Annotated in this window: 20 protein-coding genes; 7 read left to right on the top strand and 13 right to left on the bottom strand. The window is 72.1% G+C overall.

What is annotated here, in order from left to right:
- Positions 1–115 precede the first annotated feature (115 nt).
- The 4 genes from AC07D6_RS01560 to AC07D6_RS01545 all read left to right on the top strand — a co-directional run bounded on the left by AC07D6_RS01560 (position 116) and on the right by AC07D6_RS01545 (position 3,355).
- Positions 116–1,120 (top strand): metal ABC transporter substrate-binding protein, encoded by a 1,005-nt coding sequence (locus AC07D6_RS01560; RefSeq protein WP_315878106.1) that lies wholly within the window; start codon positions 116–118, stop codon positions 1,118–1,120.
- 38 nt (positions 1,121–1,158) lie between these two features.
- Complete coding sequence (locus AC07D6_RS01555; RefSeq protein WP_315878105.1) at positions 1,159–1,923, top strand: metal ABC transporter ATP-binding protein; 765 nt, start codon at positions 1,159–1,161, stop codon at positions 1,921–1,923.
- 2 nt (positions 1,924–1,925) lie between these two features.
- On the top strand, positions 1,926–2,816 hold the full coding sequence (locus tag AC07D6_RS01550; RefSeq protein WP_479041091.1) for a metal ABC transporter permease: 891 nt from the start codon (positions 1,926–1,928) through the stop codon (positions 2,814–2,816).
- A gap of 119 nt (positions 2,817–2,935) precedes the next feature.
- Positions 2,936–3,355, top strand: coding sequence for a Fur family transcriptional regulator (locus AC07D6_RS01545; protein ID WP_479041089.1), 420 nt, complete (start codon positions 2,936–2,938; stop codon positions 3,353–3,355).
- A 78-nt stretch (positions 3,356–3,433) separates the two neighbouring features.
- Here the strand turns inward: AC07D6_RS01545 and AC07D6_RS01540 are convergent, their stop codons facing one another.
- Together AC07D6_RS01540 and recO are read right to left on the bottom strand one after the other, a co-directional pair.
- Positions 3,434–4,294: an isoprenyl transferase gene (locus AC07D6_RS01540; protein WP_315878128.1), complete on the bottom strand. Its 861-nt coding sequence runs from the start codon at positions 4,292–4,294 to the stop codon at positions 3,434–3,436.
- A 28-nt stretch (positions 4,295–4,322) separates the two neighbouring features.
- On the bottom strand, positions 4,323–5,069 hold the full coding sequence (gene recO, locus AC07D6_RS01535) for a DNA repair protein RecO (protein ID WP_315878102.1): 747 nt from the start codon (positions 5,067–5,069) through the stop codon (positions 4,323–4,325).
- A 285-nt stretch (positions 5,070–5,354) separates the two neighbouring features.
- Here recO and AC07D6_RS01530 point away from each other — a divergent pair, with 285 nt between their 5' ends.
- A complete protein-coding gene (locus AC07D6_RS01530; RefSeq protein WP_315878101.1) occupies positions 5,355–6,722 on the top strand; it encodes an FAD-dependent oxidoreductase in 1,368 nt (455 codons plus the stop codon).
- Between the two features lie 74 nt (positions 6,723–6,796).
- Here the strand turns inward: AC07D6_RS01530 and AC07D6_RS01525 are convergent, their stop codons facing one another.
- Positions 6,797–7,453: a TerB family tellurite resistance protein gene (locus AC07D6_RS01525; RefSeq protein ID WP_479041087.1), complete on the bottom strand. Its 657-nt coding sequence runs from the start codon at positions 7,451–7,453 to the stop codon at positions 6,797–6,799.
- A 206-nt stretch (positions 7,454–7,659) separates the two neighbouring features.
- A complete protein-coding gene (leuA, locus tag AC07D6_RS01520) occupies positions 7,660–9,429 on the bottom strand; it encodes a 2-isopropylmalate synthase (protein WP_315878099.1) in 1,770 nt (589 codons plus the stop codon).
- A gap of 295 nt (positions 9,430–9,724) precedes the next feature.
- Between leuA and AC07D6_RS01515 the strand changes: the two genes are divergently transcribed.
- Together AC07D6_RS01515 and AC07D6_RS01510 are read left to right on the top strand one after the other, a co-directional pair.
- Positions 9,725–10,801: a M4 family metallopeptidase gene (locus AC07D6_RS01515; protein ID WP_315878098.1), complete on the top strand. Its 1,077-nt coding sequence runs from the start codon at positions 9,725–9,727 to the stop codon at positions 10,799–10,801.
- Positions 10,802–10,810: 9 nt separating this feature from the next.
- Positions 10,811–11,101, top strand: coding sequence for a protealysin inhibitor emfourin (locus AC07D6_RS01510; RefSeq protein ID WP_479041084.1), 291 nt, complete (start codon positions 10,811–10,813; stop codon positions 11,099–11,101).
- A 33-nt stretch (positions 11,102–11,134) separates the two neighbouring features.
- On the opposite strand, the gene era is transcribed toward AC07D6_RS01510, so the two are convergent.
- The 9 genes from era to AC07D6_RS01465 all read right to left on the bottom strand — a co-directional run bounded on the left by era (position 11,135) and on the right by AC07D6_RS01465 (position 18,911).
- On the bottom strand, positions 11,135–12,085 hold the full coding sequence (gene era / locus AC07D6_RS01505; protein ID WP_391653381.1) for a GTPase Era: 951 nt from the start codon (positions 12,083–12,085) through the stop codon (positions 11,135–11,137).
- Positions 12,086–12,147: 62 nt separating this feature from the next.
- Positions 12,148–12,501 (bottom strand): cytidine deaminase, encoded by a 354-nt coding sequence (locus AC07D6_RS01500; protein WP_479041082.1) that lies wholly within the window; start codon positions 12,499–12,501, stop codon positions 12,148–12,150.
- 58 nt (positions 12,502–12,559) lie between these two features.
- Positions 12,560–13,288 (bottom strand): hypothetical protein, encoded by a 729-nt coding sequence (locus tag AC07D6_RS01495; protein ID WP_479041080.1) that lies wholly within the window; start codon positions 13,286–13,288, stop codon positions 12,560–12,562.
- A 118-nt stretch (positions 13,289–13,406) separates the two neighbouring features.
- A complete protein-coding gene (locus AC07D6_RS01490; RefSeq protein WP_479041078.1) occupies positions 13,407–13,763 on the bottom strand; it encodes an MmcQ/YjbR family DNA-binding protein in 357 nt (118 codons plus the stop codon).
- Positions 13,760–15,067, bottom strand: coding sequence for a hemolysin family protein (locus AC07D6_RS01485; protein WP_315878092.1), 1,308 nt, complete (start codon positions 15,065–15,067; stop codon positions 13,760–13,762). Before AC07D6_RS01485 ends, AC07D6_RS01490 begins: the two co-directional genes overlap by 4 nt.
- On the bottom strand, positions 15,064–15,561 hold the full coding sequence (ybeY, locus tag AC07D6_RS01480; protein WP_315878091.1) for an rRNA maturation RNase YbeY: 498 nt from the start codon (positions 15,559–15,561) through the stop codon (positions 15,064–15,066). The genes AC07D6_RS01485 and ybeY overlap by 4 nt, the downstream gene beginning before the upstream one ends.
- 29 nt (positions 15,562–15,590) lie before the next feature.
- Positions 15,591–16,586: a PhoH family protein gene (locus tag AC07D6_RS01475; RefSeq protein WP_315878090.1), complete on the bottom strand. Its 996-nt coding sequence runs from the start codon at positions 16,584–16,586 to the stop codon at positions 15,591–15,593.
- 116 nt (positions 16,587–16,702) lie between these two features.
- A complete protein-coding gene (locus AC07D6_RS01470; RefSeq protein ID WP_479041076.1) occupies positions 16,703–17,824 on the bottom strand; it encodes a carbohydrate kinase family protein in 1,122 nt (373 codons plus the stop codon).
- 82 nt (positions 17,825–17,906) lie between these two features.
- Positions 17,907–18,911 (bottom strand): adenosine deaminase, encoded by a 1,005-nt coding sequence (locus tag AC07D6_RS01465; RefSeq protein ID WP_315878088.1) that lies wholly within the window; start codon positions 18,909–18,911, stop codon positions 17,907–17,909.
- Between the last annotated feature and the right edge of the window lie 2 nt (positions 18,912–18,913).

Below are 18,913 nucleotides of genomic sequence, written 5' to 3'. Positions count from 1 at the left end.
CGGCGAATGCCTCAGATTAGCGGCGCGCGAGCCCCTGGGATCAAATCGGTGGGTGGCGGGGACCACTTGGCCCCTTTGTTGACAATCGTTTCCAGAAAAGTTGAAAATGAGTGTCATGAACGTACGACGCTCCATATCCACCACCGCCGTCGCCGGCGCCGCCGTCCTCGGCCTGGTCACGCTCTCCGCCTGTTCCGGTTCCTCCGGGGGCGCGGAGAAGAGCAAAGACGGCAAACTGGACGTCGTGGCGTCGTTCTACCCGATGCAGTTCCTCGCCGAACAGATCGGCGGCGACAAGGTCTCCGTGACCACGCTCACGCAGCCCGGTGTCGAGCCGCACGACCTGGAACTCAAGCCGCGCCAGATCGCCGAGCTCGGCGACGCCGGCTTCATCCTCTACCTCAAGGGCCTCCAGCCCGCCGTCGACGACGCGATCAAGCAGGCCGGCGTCGAGAACACGGTGGACGCGGCCACCCTGACCACGCTGGAGGCGCACGGCACGCACGAGGACCACACCGGCCACGAGGGCGAGGCCCACGCCGAGGAGTCCCACGCCGGGGAGCACCACCACGAGGAGCACCACCACGAGACCGAGGCCGGCGGCGACCCGCACGTCTGGCTGGACCCGGTGAAGTACGCGGAGATCGCCAAGGGCGTGGGCGACCGCCTCGCCGAGGCCGACCCGGACAACGCCGCGGTGTACGGGAAGAACACCGACGCGCTGGTGAAGAAGCTGGGCGCCCTGGACACCCGGTTCCGCGACGGCCTGAAGAACACCTCCACCCGCACCTTCATCACCACCCACTCCGCCTTCGGCTACCTCGCCGAGCGGTACGGCCTGGACCAGGAGGGCATCTCCGGCGTCGACCCCGAGTCGGAGCCCAGCCCGGCCCGCGTCAAGGAGCTCCAGGCCATCGCGAAGAAGGAGAAGGTCACCACCGTCTTCTTCGAGACCCTCGCCAGCGACCGGACCGCCAGGACCCTCGCGAAGGACACGGGCCTGAAGACCGACGTCCTGGACCCGCTGGAGGGAATCACCGAGCGCTCCAAGGGCACTGACTACCTGGAGGTCATGGAGTCCAACCTGGCGGCCCTCCAAAAGGCCCTCGGCGCGAAGTGACCCGTCCCCTCCCCTCTCCCACACCCCCTGGAGGCACGGTGAGCAGCGAGCCCGTCATCTCCGTCCGGGCGGCCACGGCCACGCTGGGCTCCCGCCCCGTGCTGCGCGGCGTCGACTTCGCCGTCCGGCGCGGCGAGGTCGTCGCGCTGCTCGGCGCCAACGGCTCCGGCAAGTCCACCGCCGTCCGCTCCGTCATCGGCCAGGTGCCGCTCACCGGCGGCGCGGTCTCCCTCTTCGGCACCGACCTGCGCCGCTTCCGCGACTGGGCGCGCGTCGGCTACGTACCGCAGCGCACCACGGCCGCCAGCGGCGTCCCGGCGACGGTCCGCGAGGTCGTGTCGTCCGGCCGCCTCTCGCGCGCGAGGCTGCGCCGGCTGTCCAGGGCGGACCGCGCGGCCGTGGACCGGGCCATCGAACTGGTCGGGCTCGCCGACCGGGCGAAGGACTCCGTGTGGGCGCTCTCCGGCGGCCAGCACCAGCGGGTGCTGATCGCCCGGGCCCTCGCCTCCGAGCCGGAGCTGCTGATCATGGACGAGCCGATGGCGGGGGTCGACCTGGCCAGCCAGGAGGTGCTCGCCGCGACCCTGCGCGAGCAGGTCGCGAACGGCACGACCGTGCTGCTCGTCCTGCACGAGCTGGGGCCGCTGGAGCCGCTGATCAACCGCGCGGTCGTCCTGCGCGACGGGTGCGTCGTCCACGACGGGCCGCCGCCGGAGGCCGTCGGCCAGCACGCGCTGCCCGGCCACGACCACGTACATCCGCACGCGGCTGACGAGCCGCTCCGCACGGGACTGCTGACCTGACCATGGAATTCCTCGACCACGCGTTCATGCAGCGGGCGATCGTCGCCGCCGTCCTGGTCGGCATCACCGCGCCCGCCGTCGGCATCCACCTGGTGCAGCGGCGGCAGGCCCTGATGGGCGACGGAATCGGCCATGTCGCCATGACCGGTGTCGGCCTCGGCTTCCTGATGTCGGCCAACCCCGTGTGGGTGGCCGGGCTCGTCTCGATCGCCGGCGCCGTCCTGATGGAGCTGATCCGCATGTACGGGCGCACGCGCGGCGACCTCGCGCTCGCCCTCCTCTTCTACGGCGGCATGGCCGGCGGCGTGCTGCTGACCAGCCTCTCCCCGGACGGCTCCAACGCGAACCTGGTCAGCTACCTGTTCGGCTCGCTGGCGACGGTGTCCCAGGAGGACGTGGTCGCGATCGGCGTGCTCGCGGCGTTCGTGCTGGCGGTCTCGCTGGGACTGCGCCGCCAGTTGTTCGCCGTCAGCCAGGACGAGGAGTTCGCGCGGGTGACCGGCCTGCCGGTGCGGGCGTTGAACCTGCTCGTCGCCGTGACGGCCGCGGTGACCGTGACCGTCGCCATGCGCGTCGTCGGGCTGCTGCTGGTCAGCGCCCTGATGGTGGTGCCCGTGGCGGCGGCCCAGCAGCTCACGCGGAGCTTCCGCGCCACCTTCGCGGTGGCGGTGCTCATCGGTACGGCGGTGACGCTGGCCGGCACCGTCACCACGTACTACCAGGACGTCCCGCCCGGCGCGACGATCGTGCTGCTGGCCATCGCCGTGTTCGTCGTGTTCGCCGCGCTGGCCGCGCCGCTGGCCCGGCGCCGCGCGCGGGCGGCCAGGACCGGTGCGGGGGCGTACGGCGGCGTACGGCCGTCCCCGGGGACGGCGGACGACGTCAAGGTCTGAATCCGGTCGCACGACGGCGTCACGGCTGCGGGGTCCCGGCGCGGGGCCTGGCACAATGGCCCGACGTAAGCGGACGCACGAGACGTACGAGTGAGCGGGCCGAGGGCAAGGAGGCACCTGTGGCGACGGCAGGATCCGGCGTACGCGCACGGTCGACCCGGCAGCGCGCCGCCGTCGCGGCGGCACTGAACGAGGTGGACGAGTTCCGCAGCGCGCAGGAGCTGCACGACATGCTCAAGCACCGCGGTGACTCCGTGGGCCTCACGACGGTCTACCGCACGCTGCAGTCGCTCGCCGACGCGGGCGAGGTCGACGTGCTGCGCACCAGCGACGGCGAGGCCGTCTACCGCCGCTGTTCGTCCGGCGAGCACCACCACCACCTGGTGTGCCGCGGCTGCGGCAAGGCCGTCGAGGTGGAGGGCCCGGCCGTCGAGGAGTGGGCCGAGTCCGTCGCCGCCGAGCACGGCTTCGTGAACGTGGCGCACACGGTCGAGATCTTCGGCACGTGCGCGGACTGCGCGGCGGCGGCCCGGGACTGACCGCCGGCACACGCACGTGGAGGAGGGCGCGGCTCCCGGGGAGCCGCGCCCTTCGCGCGCACGGCGGCCGGGCCGGGGTCAGTCCGCGGCGGCGGGGACCCCGTCGCCGCGCATCGCGGCCTCCATCGCGAGGAGCTGCTCGTTCGGCACGGCACCGCCGAAGCGGCGGTCGCGCTGGGCGTACTCCAGGCAGGCCCGCCACAGGTCGCGGCGGTCGAAGTCGGGCCACAGCACGTCCTGGAAGACCATCTCGGCGTACGCGCTCTGCCACAGCAGGTAGTTGGAGGTGCGCTGCTCGCCGCTCGGTCGCAGGAAGAGGTCCACGTCCGGCATGTCCGCGTAGTACAGGTACTTCGCGAAGGTCTTCTCGGTGACCTTCGCCGGGTCCAGCCTGCCCGCCTTCACGTCCGCCGCGAGGGCCTGCGCAGCGTCCGCGATCTCGGCCCGGCCGCCGTAGTTCATGCAGAAGTACAGCGTGAGGCGGTCGTTGCCCTTGGTCTGCTCCTGGGCGATCTGGAGCTCCTGGGCGACCGACTTCCACAGCTTGGGCATCCGGCCGACCCAGCGGACCCGGATGCCGAGCTCGTCGAGCTGGTCGCGGGTCTTGCGGATGAAGTCCCGGTTGAAGTTCATCAGGAAGCGCACCTCGTCGGGGGAGCGCCGCCAGTTCTCGGTGGAGAACGCGTACAGGGAGATGCTGCCGACGCCCATCTCGATCGCGCCCTGGAGCACGTCCAGGACGCGCTCCGCGCCGACCTTGTGGCCCTCGGTGCGGGGCAGGCCGCGGTCCTTGGCCCAGCGGCCGTTGCCGTCCATGACGATCGCCACGTGGTCGGGCACCATCTCGCCGGGGATCTTCGGCGGGCGCGCGCCGGACGGATGCGGCTCGGGGTCCTTGTACTGGCGCCTGGAGCGCCCGAGGATTCCGCGTCGTGCCATGGCCATGCGGCTCACATCTCCTAGTTCTCTACTTCTCCACGTAGCGGAGCGAGCGCAGCCCGCGCTCCAGGTGCCAGTGCAGATAGGCGGACACGAGTCCGCTCCCCTCCCTGACGTGGCGCGGTTCGCACGCGTCCGCCGTCTCCCAGTCGCCGGTCAGCAGCGCGCTGAGCAGACCGACGGCCTCCGCCGAGGGTACGACGCTGCCGGGCACCCGGCAGTCGCCGCAGACCACGCCGCCCGCCGCGACCGAGAAGAAGCGGTTCGGCCCGTGGATGCCGCAGCGGGCGCAGTCCTCGAAGGAGGGCGCGTAGCCGTTGACGGCGAGCGAGCGCAGCAGGAAGGCGTCGAGGACGAGGTGCGGGGCGTGCTCGCCGCGCGCGAGGGTCCGCAGGGCGCCGACGAGCAGCAGGTACTGCTGGACGGCGGGCTCGCCCTCGTGGTCGGTGAACCGCTCGGCGGTCTCCAGCATGGCCGTGCCGGCCGTGTAGCGGGCGTAGTCGGTGACGATGCCGCCGCCGTACGCGGCGATGGTCTCCGTCTGCGTGCACAGCGGCAGGCCGCGCCCGACGAGCTCGGAGCCGCGGGCGAAGAACTGGACGTCCACGTGCGAGAAGGGTTCGAGCCGGGCGCCGAACTTCGACTTGGTGCGGCGCACCCCGCGCGCGACGGCCCGCACGCGCCCGTGGCCGCGGGTGAGGAACGTGATGATCCGGTCGGCCTCGCCCAGTTTCTGCGTACGCAGTACGACGCCGTCATCCCGGAACAGACTCATGGCCCCATTGTCCCGTACCGGGCGGACCGCCCGTCCCGGCCCGCCGCGCCGCGCCGCACGCCGCCGCCGGTCCCGGGCCGGCCGGGCGCCGGACCCCGGGGCGGGGTTCCGGGCGGGGCCCCATAAGGTGGTGAACACGGCCCGACCGGGCCGCGTGCCCCAACCCCGACTTCGGTTACCCATAAGCCTGCCTTATGTGGCCATAGCTCCGAAGCGGGTACCGCTCCACCCCTGTGCTTGTGAGGCTGGCGGGTGAGAAGTGCTGACTGTCGAAGGGAACCTGCCATGCCCCGCCCCCTGCGGGTCGCGATCGTCGGTGCCGGCCCGGCCGGCATCTACGCCGCCGACGCCCTGCTGAAGTCCGAGGCCGCCAACGACCCGGGTGTCTCCATCGACCTGTTCGAGCGGATGCCGGCGCCGTTCGGCCTCATCCGCTACGGCGTCGCCCCCGACCACCCGCGGATCAAGGGCATCGTCACCGCCCTCCACCAGGTCCTGGACAAGCCGCAGGTCCGCCTCTTCGGCAACGTCGCCTACCCGTCCGACATCACCCTGGACGACCTGCGCGCCTTCTACGACGCCGTGGTCTTCTCCACGGGCGCCGACGCCGACCGGGACCTGGACGTCCCCGGTGTCGACCTCGACGGCTCGTACGGCGCCGCCGACTTCGTCTCCTGGTACGACGGCCACCCCGACGTGCCGCGCACCTGGCCCCTGGAGGCCGAGAAGGTCGCGGTGCTGGGCGTCGGCAACGTCGCCCTGGACGTGGCCCGCGTCCTCGCCAAGACCGCCGACGAGCTGCTGCCGACCGAGATCCCGCCCAACGTCTACGAGGGGCTGAAGGCCAACAAGGCGCTGGAGGTCCACGTCTTCGGCCGCCGCGGCCCGGCCCAGGCCAAGTTCAGCCCCATGGAGCTGCGCGAGCTGGACCACTCCCCGAACATCGAGGTCATCGTCAACCCCGAGGACATCGACTACGACCAGGGGTCCATCGAGGCGCGGCGCTCCAACAAGCAGGTCGACATGGTCGCCAAGACCCTGGAGAACTGGGCGATACGCGACGTCGGCGACCGGCCGCACAAGCTGTACCTGCACTTCTTCGAGTCGCCCGCCGAGATCCTCGGCGAGGACGGCAGGGTCGTCGGCCTGCGCACCGAGCGCACCGAACTGGACGGCACCGGCAACGTGAGGGGCACCGGCGAGTTCACCACCTGGGACGTCCAGGCCGTGTACCGCGCGGTCGGCTACCTCTCCGAGGAGCTGCCCAAGCTGCCGTGGGACCCCGCCTCCGGCACCGTCCCGGACGAGGGCGGTCGCGTCGTGCAGGGCGGCGAGCACGTCACGTCCACGTACGTGACCGGCTGGATCCGGCGCGGCCCGATCGGCCTGATCGGCCACACCAAGGGCGACGCCAACGAGACCGTCGCGAACCTGCTGGAGGACCACCGCGAGGGCCGGCTGCACGTGCCGGACGCGCCGGGCGAGGACGCCGTGGTGGAGTTCCTGGAGGGCCGGGGCGTCGCGTACACGACGTGGGAGGGCTGGTACCGGCTGGACGCGGCCGAGCGGGCCCGCGGCGAGGCCGAGGGCCGTGAGCGCGTGAAGATCGTGGAGCGCGAGGAGATGCTGCGGGCGAGCGGCGTCGAGGTCTGACCCGGACCGCCACGGGGCGGCCCGGGGACCGCGGGCGCGCGCCCCGTCCTGACGCCCCCGCCACGGCGGGGCGCTCAGAACGGGGCGCGCGCCGCTTCCATGAGCCGGGCCGTGTCGTCGGGCCGGAGGAGCAGGGCGCTGCCCACGGTGGTGAGCACGTCCCGCTCGGCCTGGATGTACGCGCCGTCCGCCAGGGCGATGCGGGCGCCCTGGAGGAGGATCGACTCCCGCCCGGCCGCCGCCAGGTGCGGGGCGAGCGGTTCCAGCGCCTCGTGCAGCTCGATGGCGAGGGCGACGCCGCAGGGCCCGTCGACGTCCGCGAGGTAGCGGCCCGTGTCGGCGGCGAGCGCCTCGACGAGGCCGGTGAGGCTGTCGGCCGTGCAGTCCTCGTACCCGGCGGCCCGCACGGCGCAGACGGCGGTCCGCACGGCCGTGGCCGACGTCGTGCCGCCGGCGGCGAGGACCGCGAGGGCCACGGTGTGCACGGCGTCGCGGAGCATCGCCGAGAACCGCGCCGTCGTGGGGTGGTCCAGCACCTCCGTGCCGAACCGGTCGTGGCAGGCGGCGCACTCGACGACGGGGCCCGCCAGTCCGCGCGGCAGCACCGGCACGCCGAGGACGGTGAGGCGGCGGCGGCCCGTGCGGCGCCGGTAGTTGCGGTCGCCGCCGCAGCCGGGGCAGAAGAACTCGCCGTCGCCGATGGTGTGCCACGAGATGTTGATGGACCACATGCGGAGTTTCCGGCCACTCGATTCGCGTGATCCCCGCGCTGGCAGCACGTCGTACCTCCTGACGCCTCGGCCACCTTGCCGACGTTGACGTGATGTTAGCCACATCGGTGATGCGGCGTCAGCACCTCGTCATGAGAACGCCACGGACATGGCCGAACCCCGTCCACGGCGGGCGGACGGGGTTCGGCGGGCCGGGGCGGGCCGGGTCAGCGCGCGGAGCGGTTGACGGCCGAGATGACCGCCTTCAGCGAGGCGCGGGTGGTGTTGGCGTCGATGCCGATGCCCCACAGCACCTTGCCGTCGATGGCGCATTCGATGTACGAGGCGGCCTGGGCGGAGGCGCCCTCGCTCATCGTGTGCTCCTGGTAGTCCAGCAGCCGGGCGTCGACCCCGATGGTGTTCAGCGCGTCGAAGAACGCGGAGATCGGGCCGTTGCCGGAGCCGGTCAGCACCGTGTCGGCGCCGTCGACGACGGCCTCGACGGTGAGCGTGTCCGTGCCGTCCTTGTCCGTGGTGGTCTGCCCGGACCGCAGCTGGATGCGGCCCCACGGGTTGTCCGGGTTGGGCAGGTACTCGTCCCGGAAGACGGCCCAGATGTCGGCCGGGGTGACCTCGCCGCCCTCGGCGTCGGTCTTCGCCTGGATGATCTTCGAGAACTCGATCTGCATCCGGCGCGGCAGGTCCAGCTTGTGGTCGTTCTTCAGGACGTACGCGATGCCGCCCTTGCCGGACTGCGAGTTGACCCGGATGACCGCCTCGTAGGACCGGCCGACGTCCTTCGGGTCGATCGGCAGGTACGGAACGGCCCACTCGATCTCGTCGACGGTCTTGCCGGCGGCCGCGGCGTCGGCCTCCATCGCGTCGAAGCCCTTCTTGATGGCGTCCTGGTGGGAGCCGGAGAAGGCCGTGTAGACCAGGTCCCCCGCGTAGGGGTGGCGCGGGTGGACCTCCATCTGGTTGCAGTACTCGGAGGTCCGGCGGATCTCGTCGATCTGCGAGAAGTCGATCTGCGGGTCGACGCCCTGGCTGAACAGGTTCATGCCCAGGGTGACCAGGTCGACGTTGCCCGTGCGCTCGCCCTGCCCGAACAGGCAGCCCTCGATGCGGTCGGCGCCGGCCATGAGGGCCAGCTCCGCCGCCGCGACGGCCGTGCCGCGGTCGTTGTGCGGGTGCACGGACAGGCAGACGAACTCGCGGCGGGACAGGTTGCGGGACATCCACTCGAACCGGTCCGCGTGCGTGGACGGCGTGGAACGCTCCACCGTCGCGGGCAGGTTCAGGATGATCTCGCGGCCCTCCTCGGGCTGCCAGACGTCCATGACGCCCTCGCAGACCTCCAGCGCGAAGTCCAGCTCGGTGTCGGTGAAGATCTCCGGGCTGTACTGGTAGCCGAAGACCGTCTCGTCGCCGAGGATCTTGTCGGCGTACTCCATCACCAGGCGCGTGCCGTCCACGGCGATCTGCCGGATGTCGTCCTTGGAGCCGCGGAAGACGACCCGGCGGAAGACCGGCGCCGTCGCGTTGTACAGGTGCACGGTCGCCCGGTGCGCGCCGCGCAGGGACTCGACGGTCCGCTCGATCAGGTCCTCGCGGGCCTGGGTCAGTACGGAGATCGTCACGTCCTCCGGGATCGCGCCCTCCTCGATGATGGAGCGGACGAACGCGAAGTCGGTCTCGCCGGAGGACGGGAAGCCGACCTCGATCTCCTTGTACCCCATGCGGACCAGCAGGTCGAACATGGCGCGCTTGCGAGCCGGGGACATCGGGTCGATCAGCGCCTGGTTGCCGTCCCGCAGGTCGGTCGACAGCCAGCGCGGCGCCTTGGTGATCCGCCGGTCGGGCCAGGTGCGGTCGGGGATGTCGACGGCCTCGTACGGGCCGTACTTGTGGATCGGCATTCCGGACGGCTTCTGCGCGTGCGTCGCGTTGGTGACCGGCGTGCGACGGCCGACGGGCTGAGCGGTGGGCTGGGACATTGCGTAGGGCTCCTCGGGTCCAGCGAAGGGACGGCCGACGGGTTCGAAGCAGCACCAGACTCCGCGGGGAGGGGGTCGGCCTACGACTTACAGGCCCTCGCCGCGGCAGCTAAGGAGAAGCAGCCCGAAACGCATGATGCGCAGCAGCGTAGCCCAGGGACGGCGGAGGCGGCGGTGCCGTTTCAGTATGCGGGATCCCCGACCGTTAACCACCGAACAGTGAGTAATCACTCCTTTTCGTCAATCCCCGTCGCAAGCAGTGACACGACGGTGACGCGCTGCCACATTGCCACACATGACTGCGTCCCACTCCACCGCTCCGGTGTTCTGCGCGATCGTCCCCCCGCACCTCCTCGACCACCTGGCCCGCTCCGCCAACCCCGCCGTCGCCGAGGCCGCCCGCCGCACCCTCGTCGCCGACGAGGCGAACCGCACGGCCCGCCGCCTCACCACGGTCACCGGCGTCCGCCCCGCCCCGCGCGACGCGCCGGCGGCCCCGGGCACGCCGCGCCGCACGGTCTTCGACGCCGAGCGCCGCACCCGCCTGCCCGGCAGGAAGGTCCGCGGCGAGGGCGAGAAGCCCACGGGGGACGCGACGGTCAACCGCGCGTACGCCGGGCTCGGAGCGACGTTCGAGCTGTTCCTCCGCGCCTACGGGCGGGACTCCATCGACGGCGCCGGGCTGGCGCTGGACGCGACGGTGCACTACGGCAAGGAGTACGGCAACGCCTTCTGGAACGGCGAGCAGATGGTGTTCGGCGACGGGGACGGCGAGGTCTTCAAGGACTTCACCCTCCCGGTCGACGTGATCGGCCACGAGCTGGCCCACGGCGTCACGCAGTACACCGCGAACCTCGCCTACTTCAGCCAGCCGGGCGCGCTGAACGAGTCCGTGTCGGACGTCTTCGGGTCGCTGGTCAAGCAGTACGCGCTGGGCCAGACCGCCGAGGAGGCGGACTGGCTGATCGGCGCGGGCCTGCTGACGGACCAGGTGCAGGGCGTGGCGCTGCGCTCCATGAAGGCCCCCGGCACGGCGTACGACGACGACGTCCTCGGCAAGGACCCGCAGCCCGCGAAGATGGACGACTACGTCGACACGGCCGCCGACAACGGCGGGGTGCACATCAACTCGGGCATCCCCAACCACGCCTTCTACCTGGTGGCCACGGCGCTGGGCGGGCACGCCTGGGAACGGGCCGGGCAGATCTGGTACGACGTGCTGACGGGCGGCAAGCTCAAGGAGACGGCCGACTTCGCGGCGTTCGCCCGGCTGACGGTCGCGGCGGCGCGCGAGCGGTTCGGCGACGGCGGCGCGGAGGCCGAGGCGGTGCTCAAGGCGTGGTCGACGGTGGGGGTGCCCACCAGGGGGTAGACAGGAGCCATGCGTATCGAGGTGCGGCGTACGGGTGGCTTCGCGGGCATCGAACGCCGGGCGGAGGTGGACACCGCCGCCCGGCCCGACGCGGACGCCTGGCAGGCCCTGGCCGAGGCGGTCCTGGCCGAGGCGGCCCCGGAAAAGGAAGCGGAGGGCGCGGCGCGGGGCGCGCCCGGGGTGCCGGACGGCTTCGGCTACGAGATCACGGTCGACGGCCGCACGGTCCGCTGCGCGGAGCCGCACCTGACCGGGGCGCAGCGGGAGCTGGTCTCCCGCGTGCTGCGGGAGGGCGCCTGACGCGCGCCCTCCCGGCCGCCGGCCCGGAGCCCGTCAGAACCCGAGCTTCCGGAGCTGCCGCGGGTCGCGCTGCCAGTCCTTCGCGACCTTGACGTGCAGGTCGAGGAAGACCGGCGTGCCCAGCAGGGCCTCGATGTGCTTGCGGGACTTGATGCCGACCTCCTTCAGGCGCTTGCCCTTGGGGCCGATGATGATGCCCTTCTGGCTGGGGCGCTCGATGTAGACGTTGGCGTGGATGTCCAGCAGCGGCTTGTCGGCGGGGCGGTCCTCGCGGGGGAGCATCTCCTCGACGACCACCGCGATGGAGTGCGGCAGCTCGTCCCGTACGCCTTCCAGCGCGGCCTCGCGGATCAGCTCGGCGACCATGACCTGCTCGGGCTCGTCGGTGAGGTCGCCCTCGGGGTAGAGCGCCGGGCCCTCGGGCAGCAGCGGGACGATCAGGTCGGCGAGGAGCTGGACCTGCTTGTCCCCGACGGCCGACACCGGGACGATCTCCGCCCACTCGATGCCCAGCTCCTGGCCGATCCGGTCGACGGCGACGAGCTGCTCGGCGAGCGTCTTGGAGTCGACGAGGTCGGTCTTCGTGACGATCGCGATCTTCGGGGTCTTCTTGATCCCCGCGAGCTCCTTGGCGATGAACCGGTCGCCGGGCCCGACCTTCTGGTCGGCGGGCAGGCAGAAGCCGATCACGTCGACCTCCGCCCACGTCGTCCGGACGATGTCGTTGAGCCGCTCGCCCAGGAGGGTGCGCGGCTTGTGCAGGCCCGGCGTGTCGACCAGCACGAGCTGCGCCTCGGGCCGGTGCACGATGCCGCGCACGGTGTGCCGGGTCGTCTGGGGCCGGTTGGAGGTGATGGCCACCTTCTGACCGACCAGAGCGTTCGTGAGGGTGGACTTGCCGGCATTGGGACGGCCGACGAAGCAGGCGAAGCCCGCGCGGTGGGTCGCTTCGGTTTCTGGTTTACGAACGCTCATGGGGGCCATTCTCCCCGATCCCGGCACGGGTCACGTACCGCGCCGGGGTCCGGCGCCCGCCGGGACCGCCGTCAACCCGCCGTCACCCGGGCGCGGACCGTCGCGTCGGGCCCGGCGAGGAGGACCGGGGTGGCCGGGCCGCCCAGGTCGCGCACGGCGGCGCGATCGGCGTCGGAGACGTCCGCGGCCTCGGAGACGACGGCCGCCGCCTCCAGGGACTTCGCCCCGCTCGCCACGGCCATCGCCACGGCGGTCTGCAGCGCGCTCAGCCGGAGCGACTCCAGCGCGACCGTCCCGGCGACGTACGTCCGCCCGGTCTCGTCCCGCACCGCCGCGCCCTCGGGCACGCCGTTGCGGGCACGGGCGCTGCGCGCCAGCGTGATGATCTTGCGGTCCTCGGGGTCGAGTTCGGTGCTCTGCGTCATGCCCCGAGCATAAGCAGGGCGGCCGGGGACACCCCGGCCGCCCCGTGCGTCAGGAGCCTCAGCCCTGGGCGCCCTTGGCGAACTTCTCGCCGCCGCGCTCGGCCAGGTCCTGGAAGGCCGAGTGGTCCGGCTTCTCGCCCATCGGGACGTACGCCAGGCGCGTCATGCCGGCGCCCTGGCGGGCGACCAGCACGTCGGACTCCAGCTTCATGCCGAGCTGCGGGATGTCCATGACGAGCCGCAGGCCGACGGACTCCTCGCCGACCTGCGGGACGGTCAGCTTCTCGGAGGTGATCGTCATCTTCTCGCCGTCCTGGACGGTCGTGAAGGTCGCGCACGGGCCGACGGCGTCGGCCACGCTCTTCACGAACGCCGTCGCGGCGGCGCCGTCGGAGTAGGTGAAGATCTGCTGGGCGAGGACCGCGCTGTCGCCCTCGCGGGCGAAGTCGCGGTTCCCGCCCATCGTGGCGCCCTCGATCTTGTCGGACATCAGCAGCGCCAGCGGCCGGCACTCGGGCTTCTCCGCCTTCGGCTGGTCCTCCGAGGGGGCGGTCGCCTCGACCTTCCAGCCGGCCGGCAGGTCGGCGACCTCCAGGAGGCCCGCCTTCATCTGCGCCTCGGTCAGCGGGGTCGCGGGCTTCTCCGCGGGCTTCTGCTCGGCGCTGCTGCCGCTCTCGGCGGCCTTCGGCTTGTCGTCCTTCTCGGACGAGCCGCCGCACGCGGCGGTCAGGAACAGGGCGGACGTGGTGAGCGCCACCACGGCGCCACGGTGCATACGGATACGCATGAGAATGTGACTCCCCATCAGTAGTGATTCCGGGGAGCAAACGGTTTCCCCCCTCCCCACCCTCGCGGGCCGCAGTGAGGATAGCCCCCACCGGCGGGATTCGGCCGCCGATATATCTTTACGGGCGGTCCAGGCGCAGGCGCGCGGCCCTGGGGAGGCCGGCGACGACCAGGTCGTAGGAGTCCTCGACCAGTTCGCGGACCAGGGTGGCGGGGAGGGCGGGGACCGTGACCGTGTTCCAGTGGCGCTTGTTCATGTGGTAGCCGGGGGCGACGGCGTCCGGGTGCTCGGCGCGCAGGCGGACCGCGTTCTCCGGCTCGCACTTGAGGTTCACGGCGAGCGGCCGGGCGTCGAGCGCGCTGAGCGCGAACATCTTCCCCGCGACCTTGAAGACCGAGGTCTCCGGGCCGAAGGGGAACTCCTCCACCGCGGCCTCGAAGCCCAGGCAGAACGCCCTGAGTTGCTCCGGGGTCACGCGGCCTCGTCCTCCGGCTCCTCCGGCTCCTCCGGCGACACCGGCTCCGCCAGCACGGTCACGATCTTGTTGCGGCGGCCCGCCGGGGACTCGGCCGTCAGCCGCAGCGCCCGCCCGTCGGGCAGGTCGACCACGGCCGTCGCCCCGGCGATCGGGACGCGGCCGAGCGCCTTGGCGAGGAGCCCGCCGACCGTCTCCACGTCCTCGTCGTCGTACGCGTCGAGCCCGAACAGCTCGCCGAGGTCGCCGATGTCGAGGCGGGCCGTCACCCGGTAGCGGCCCTCGCCGAGCTCCTCGACGGGCGGCAGCTCGCGGTCGTACTCGTCGGTGATCTCACCGACGATCTCCTCCAGGATGTCCTCGATGGTGACGATCCCGGCCGTGCCCCCGTACTCGTCGATGACCACCGCGCAGTGGTTGCGCTCCTGCTGCATCTCGCGCAGCAGGTCGCCGGCGTTCTTGGTGTCCGGCACGAACGTCGCCGCCCGCATCGCCGTGGACACCAGGTCGGACTCCGCCTCCCGGTTGATGTGCGTCTTGCGGACCAGGTCCTTCAGGTACACGATGCCGACCACGTCGTCCTCGCTCTCCCCGGTGACCGGGATGCGCGAGAAGCCCGAGCGCAGCGCGAGGGTGAGGGCCTGCCGGACGGTCTTGTACCGCTCGATCGACACCAGGTCCGTGCGCGGCACCATCACCTCGCGGACCAGCGTGTCGCCCAGCTCGAAGACGGAGTGCACCATGCGGCGCTCCTCGTCCTCGATGAGGGACTCCTGCTCCGCCAGGTCGACCATGGCGCGCAGCTCCGCCTCGGACGCGAACGGCCCCTTGCGGAAGCCCTTGCCGGGGGTGAGCGCGTTGCCGATGAGGATCAGCAACTGCGGCACCGGCCCCATGACGCGGGCCAGCGGCAGCAGCACGTACGCCGCCGCCGTCGCCGTGTTCAGCGGGTGCTGGCGGCCGATCGTGCGCGGCGAGACGCCGACGGCGACGTACGAGACGAGCACCATCACGCCGATCGCCACGACCAGCGCGCTCCACGTCTCCCGGAACTCCTCCAGGCAGGCGTACGTGACGAGCACGCCGGCGGCCGTCTCGCAGGCGACCCGGACGAGCAGCGCCACGTTCAGGTACCGGGTGGGGTCGGAGGCCACCTGGACGAGCTTGGCCGCGCCGCGCCGCCCGGACCGCACCGCCTCGGCGGCCCGGAAGCCGGAGACGCGTGCGAGGCCCGCCTCCGCGCACGCGGCGAGCCACGCCACCACGATCAGCGCGACCGCCCCCACGACGAGTGGTCCGCTCATGAGACGGTCGGCGCCGGGGAGGGGCCGGTCAGGCCCTTCTCCGCCCGCCAGCCGTCGACGATCGCCGCCTGGAGCCCGAACATCTCGGCCTTCTCGTCGGGCTCCTCGTGGTCGTAGCCGAGGAGGTGGAGCACCCCGTGGACGGTGAGGAGCTGGAGCTCCTCGTCCATGGAGTGCTGCGTGGGCGCCTCGCGGCCCTGTCGCTCGGCCACCTCGGGGCAGAGCACGATGTCACCGAGGAGCCCCTGCGGGGGCTCCTCGTCGTCCTTCGACGGCGGACGCAGCTCGTCCATCGGGAAGGACATGACATCCGTCGGGCCCGGCAGGTCCATCCACTGGATGTGGAGCTGCTCCATCGCCTCGGCGTCCACGACGATCACCGACAGCTCGGACAGGGGGTGGATGCGCATCCGCGCGAGCGCGTAGCGGGCGACGTCGAGGATCGCCTGCTCGTCGACCTCGGTGCCGGACTCGTTGTTGACGTCGATCGACATGGTGCTGTTCGGTCTCTCGCTTCGGATGGTCAGCGCCCGTTCCGGGTGTCGTACTTCTCGTACGCGTCGACGATACGGCCGACCAGCTTGTGCCGTACGACGTCGTGCGACGTGAGGCGGGAGAAGTGGACGTCCGGGACGCCGTCGAGGATGTCCTGCACCTGCCGCAGACCGCTCTTGGTGCCGTTGGGCAGGTCGACCTGGGTCACGTCACCGGTGATGACGATCTTCGATTCGAAGCCGAGCCGGGTCAGGAACATCTTCATCTGCTCGGGGTTCGTGTTCTGCGCCTCGTCGAGGATGATGAACGCGTCGTTGAGCGTCCGGCCGCGCATGTACGCCAGCGGCGCGACCTCGATCGTGCCCGCCGCCATCAGGCGGGGGATCGAGTCGGGGTCGAGCATGTCGTGCAGCGCGTCGTACAGCGGCCGCAGGTACGGGTCGATCTTCTCGTAGAGCGTGCCCGGCAGGAAGCCGAGCCGCTCGCCCGCCTCGACGGCGGGCCGGGTCAGGATGATCCGGTTGACCTGCTTGGACTGCAGGGCCTGGACCGCCTTCGCCATCGCGAGGTAGGTCTTCCCGGTACCGGCCGGGCCGATGCCGAAGACGACCGTGTGCTTGTCGATGGCGTCGACGTACCGCTTCTGGTTGAGCGTCTTGGGGCGGATGGTCCGGCCACGGCTGGAGAGGATGTTCTGGGTGAGGACCTCGGACGGCGTCTCGGCCGCCCCTCCCCCGGTCTCCTCCTTGAGCATGGCGATCGAGCGTTCCACCGCGTCCTCCGTCATGGGCTGCCCCGTGCGCAGCACCAGCATCATCTCGTCGAACAGCCGCTGGATGAGGGCCACCTCGGCGGCCTCTCCCACGGCACTGATCTCATTGCCCCGGACGTGGATGTCGGCGCGGGGGAACGCCCGCTCGATCACACGGAGCAGGGCGTCGCCCGAGCCGAGCACGGTCACCATCGGATGCTTGGCGGGTACGGTGAAGTGGGCTCGTACCTGGTCTGTGGGTAGCTGAGTCATGGGCCGGCTCTCTGGCCTGCGCATACCTCCTGTTGCAGGGTTCTCGCCACTCGACAACCTCTGTACGGTCCAGGGTACGGCGTACGGCTGACAACCCAGAAGGCTTTTCCCCGGCCTCAGGCGGACCGGCGGAACCCGATGGTCGGCACCGCGCGGCGCAGCGGCCACGTCCGGGTGGGCGGGGGCAGCAGCGCGTCGAGGAACCCGTACCGGCGCAGCGCGGCCGGGTCCTGGCCGGGGCAGCCCTGCACGTACTGCCACCAGGCGGCGACCTCGACCCAGCCGGGCGCGGACAGCGACCCGCCGAACTCCTGCACCGACAGCGCGGCCGTCAGCCCGGCGAAGGCCAGCCGGTCGGCGAGCGGCCACCCGGCGAGCGTGCCGGTGACGAACCCGGCCACGAACACGTCCCCCGCGCCGGTCGGGTCCAGCGCGGCGACCTCGATGGCCGGCACCTCGGCCGTCTCGCCCGTGCGGCCGTCCACGGCGTACGCCCCCTCCGCGCCGAGCGTCACCACCGCGAGCGGCACCTTGTCGGCGAGGGCGCGGGCGGCGGCGCGCGGGCAGTCGGTGCGGGTGTAGCGCACGGCCTCCTCGGCGTTGGGCAGGAACGCCTCGCAGTGGTCCAGGTCGGGCAGGGCGGCCAGGTCCCACCGGCCGGTCTCGTCCCACCCCACGTCCGCGAAGATCCGCGTATCGCGGCGGGCCGCCTGCGCCACCCACTCCTCGGAGCGGCCGGGCGCGAGGGAGGCGACGGCGGCACGCGCGCGGGGCGGGCAGGCGGGGACGGAGCCCTCGGGGGGCGGCGCCTCGTGGCCGTGCGACACCATCGTGCGCTCGCCGTCGTACGCCATGGACACCGTCACCGGCGAGTGCCAGCCGGGCACGACGCGCGACCGGGACAGGTCGATGCCCTCGCCCTGTTCGAGCGCGTCCCAGCAGTACTCGCCGTAGTGGTCGTCGCCGAACGCGGCGGCGAGGGAGGTGCGCAGCCCCAGCCGGGTCAGCGCGGTCGCCATGTTGGCGACGCCGCCGGGGCTGGACCCCATGCCGCGCGCCCAGGTCTCCGTGCCCTTCGCCGGGGCGCTGTCGAGGCCGGTGAAGATGATGTCGAGGAAGACCGTGCCGGTCAGGAACACGTCGCAGTCGGGGTCCGCGGGGGTGCGCAGCGTGCCGAGCGGGTCGACACCGGCGGTGTGCTCGTGCTGCTGTCCTTTGAAGGGGTCGGGTGTGGTCACGGCGGGCTCCCGGTCGCGCGGCGCTGACTCCCGCCAGTCTGCCCGATCCGCCGCGCCCCCGGTCCCGGTCCGTCCCCGTCCCTCAGTCGAAGGTGTAGGCGTCGACCTCGGCCAGGTACCGCGCGCGCAGGTCCTCGTCGTGGTCGAGGAACGCCGCCTCGAAGGAATTGCGGGCGAGCCGGCGCAAATCGTCCTCGGTGAGGGCGAGGGCCTCGCGGACGGCGTGGAAGGTGTCGCCCACGTATCCGCCGAAGTACGCGGGGTCGTCGGAGTTGACGGTGACCAGCAGCCCGGCGTCCATCATCGCCTTCAGCGGGTGGTCCTCCAGGAGGTCCACGGCGCGCAGCCGGACGTTGGACAGCGGGCACAGCGTGAGCGGCACCCGGTCCCGTACCAGCCGCCGCACCAGCTCCGGGTCCTCCATGGCGCGCAGCCCGTGGTCGATCCGCTCGACGCCGAGGACGTCCAGGGCCTCGCGGACGTACGACGGCGGGCCCTCCTCGCCGGCGTGGGCGACCCTCCGCAGGCCCAGCGCGCCGGCCGCCTCGTACACCTCGCGGAACTTGGCGGGCGGGTGGCCGACCTCCGCCGAGTCGAGCCCGACGCCGGCGATGCGGTCCAGGTACGGCCGCGCGGCGTCGAGGGTCTCCCGCGCGGACTCGGCGGACCGGTCCCGCAGGAAGCACATGATCAGCTGCGTGGTGACGCCGTGCCGCTCCTCGCTGCGCTCCAGCGCCCCGGCGAGGCCCTCGACGACCGTGCCGAGGGGGACGCCGCGGTCGGTGTGGGCCTGCGGGTCGAAGAAGATCTCGGCGTGCCGGACGCCCTGCGCGGCGGCCCGCGCGAGGTAGGCGTCGGCGAGCTCGGCGAAGTCGTCCGCGGTGCGCAGGACGGCCATGAGCGCGTAGTACAGGTCGAGGAACGACTGGAGGTCGTCGAACCGGTACGCCCGGCGCAGCTCCTCCGCGGAGGCGTAGGGCAGGTCGACGCCGTTGCGGGCGGCGAGGGCGAAGGCCAGCTCGGGTTCGAGGGTGCCCTCGATGTGGAGGTGGAGTTCCGCCTTGGGGAGGTCTTCGGGGAGGTTCATCG

Source organism: Streptomyces sp. NPDC045287 (assembly GCF_056432325.1).
Note: the sequence above shows the minus strand (reverse complement) of the source record. Positions and strands in the feature narration are given on the sequence as shown.

Bases quoted from the DNA above. Each gene is read 5' to 3' on its own strand.
- AC07D6_RS01500 (WP_479041082.1), bottom strand. From the start codon at position 12,501: ATGACGCAGAGCACCGAACTCGACCCCGAGGACCGCAAGATCATCACG.
- AC07D6_RS01475 (WP_315878090.1), bottom strand. From the start codon at position 16,586: ATGACTCAGCTACCCACAGACCAGGTACGAGCCCACTTCACCGTACCC.
- AC07D6_RS01510 (WP_479041084.1), top strand. From the start codon at position 10,811: ATGCGTATCGAGGTGCGGCGTACGGGTGGCTTCGCGGGCATCGAACGC.
- AC07D6_RS01525 (WP_479041087.1), bottom strand. From the start codon at position 7,453: ATGTGGTCCATCAACATCTCGTGGCACACCATCGGCGACGGCGAGTTC.
- AC07D6_RS01485 (WP_315878092.1), bottom strand. From the start codon at position 15,067: ATGAGCGGACCACTCGTCGTGGGGGCGGTCGCGCTGATCGTGGTGGCG.
- AC07D6_RS01495 (WP_479041080.1), bottom strand. From the start codon at position 13,288: ATGCGTATCCGTATGCACCGTGGCGCCGTGGTGGCGCTCACCACGTCC.
- AC07D6_RS01465 (WP_315878088.1), bottom strand. From the start codon at position 18,911: ATGAACCTCCCCGAAGACCTCCCCAAGGCGGAACTCCACCTCCACATC.
- AC07D6_RS01515 (WP_315878098.1), top strand. From the start codon at position 9,725: ATGACTGCGTCCCACTCCACCGCTCCGGTGTTCTGCGCGATCGTCCCC.
- recO (WP_315878102.1), bottom strand. From the start codon at position 5,069: ATGAGTCTGTTCCGGGATGACGGCGTCGTACTGCGTACGCAGAAACTG.
- AC07D6_RS01560 (WP_315878106.1), top strand. From the start codon at position 116: ATGAACGTACGACGCTCCATATCCACCACCGCCGTCGCCGGCGCCGCC.
- AC07D6_RS01550 (WP_479041091.1), top strand. From the start codon at position 1,926: ATGGAATTCCTCGACCACGCGTTCATGCAGCGGGCGATCGTCGCCGCC.
- AC07D6_RS01540 (WP_315878128.1), bottom strand. From the start codon at position 4,294: ATGGCACGACGCGGAATCCTCGGGCGCTCCAGGCGCCAGTACAAGGAC.
- AC07D6_RS01530 (WP_315878101.1), top strand. From the start codon at position 5,355: ATGCCCCGCCCCCTGCGGGTCGCGATCGTCGGTGCCGGCCCGGCCGGC.
- era (WP_391653381.1), bottom strand. From the start codon at position 12,085: ATGGCCCCCATGAGCGTTCGTAAACCAGAAACCGAAGCGACCCACCGC.
- ybeY (WP_315878091.1), bottom strand. From the start codon at position 15,561: ATGTCGATCGACGTCAACAACGAGTCCGGCACCGAGGTCGACGAGCAG.
- leuA (WP_315878099.1), bottom strand. From the start codon at position 9,429: ATGTCCCAGCCCACCGCTCAGCCCGTCGGCCGTCGCACGCCGGTCACC.